This is a genomic window from Candidatus Poseidoniia archaeon, assembly GCA_030748895.1.
In the GTDB taxonomy this organism is placed as follows: Archaea; Thermoplasmatota; Poseidoniia; order MGIII; family CG-Epi1; genus UBA8886.
Window position 1 is genome coordinate 1 of sequence record JASMLC010000047.1, and the last position, 789, is coordinate 789.

The 789-nt window shown below is 41.6% G+C and carries 2 protein-coding genes and 1 tRNA gene; all 3 read right to left on the reverse strand.

What is annotated here, in order from left to right; genetic code table 11:
- On the reverse strand, window positions 1–330 hold a 330-nt coding region (locus QGG57_06965), incomplete at its 3' end, for a hypothetical protein (protein ID MDP7007901.1).
- 44 nt (window positions 331–374) lie between these two features.
- Window positions 375–451, reverse strand: a tRNA-Ala gene (locus QGG57_06970).
- 46 nt (window positions 452–497) lie between these two features.
- A partial coding sequence (locus QGG57_06975) for an ABC transporter (protein MDP7007902.1) occupies window positions 498–789 on the reverse strand: 292 nt, incomplete at its 5' end.

Genomic DNA, 789 nt, shown 5'->3' on the forward strand with positions numbered 1-789 from the left:
TATATGGTGAAATCTCCAAGAAGGAACAAAACCGACTTCATCAATCAATAACTGTTCATCCAATTCAGTTGGCATATGATCAAAATCAACCAAAACTGAAATCTTTCCATCCACTATGAATTTACCTTGTTCCAATGCCATGTCAAGTATATCATGCATGCGATTCTTGTCTTTGTCCATTCTCGTATCTTCCCACCAATTCACGTCTTCTGAGTCTGTTTGTGAGGAGAAGCTAAAACTGTTAACCTGACGTGAACTATCGTCATCAAATGAAAGCATTGGCTGGAGAGCGACCAGTAAGGCAATCAATACTGCAATAATCGAACGCATATTTTGGGTACCAGCTATAGAATAAAAAAATATCTTTAGAAAAGTGGTGGACCCGTCGGGATTTGAACCCGAGGCCTCCTGCTTGCAAAGCAGGCGATCTTCCAGGCTGATCTACGGGCCCGTGATTAAGGAATCAAAGAAAGGGGATGATAAGGACAACGGGTAAATTATCTTTTTCCGGTCTGAACATTCCAAAGCCTAGCATATTGTGAATCATTCTTCAACAAATCATCATGACTTCCCGATTCAACTACCTTTCCCTCATCCAGAACTATGATTGAATCACTGTGTCTTATCGTCGATAAACGATGTGCAATAACAATCGTTGTTCGATTCTTGGAGATGACTGCCAGTGATTTCTGCAAAGCCTCCTCGGTCTCATTGTCAACGGAGGATGTTGCTTCATCAAGTACCAAAATTGGAGCATCCTTCAGAACTGCCCTAGCAATGGACAATCTC